The organism is Methylobacterium nigriterrae, assembly GCF_037106235.1.
GTDB lineage: Bacteria > Pseudomonadota > Alphaproteobacteria > Rhizobiales > Beijerinckiaceae > Methylobacterium > Methylobacterium nigriterrae.
Genome location: NZ_JBAWTG010001085.1, coordinates 1 through 244, shown reverse-complemented (window position 1 = coordinate 244; position 244 = coordinate 1). Strand labels below are relative to the sequence as shown.

Annotated in this window: 1 pseudogene; it reads right to left on the bottom strand. The window is 69.3% G+C overall.

Annotated elements, in window-relative coordinates:
* Positions 1-244, bottom strand: a pseudogene (locus WDW90_RS40350) (ABC transporter permease); the annotation flags it as partial.

Below are 244 nucleotides of genomic sequence, written 5' to 3'. Positions count from 1 at the left end.
GCGGAACGGGACATGGAACAGTCCATGGATGAGGCCGGCCTCGGCGGCCATCATCAGCAGGAAGATGCCGAACAGCGGCGCGAGCTTGCCGACCAGGGCCGTGAGGCAGCTGCCGCCGGCTGCCCGGAGCCAGGCACGGCGGCGGCGCGAGAACTCGGAGCCGACGGCATATCCAGCGGCGATCGCCGTGATGACGTGAAGGACGTGCGGGAGCACGGCCCGCAACAGGAACTGGGCGTAGTTC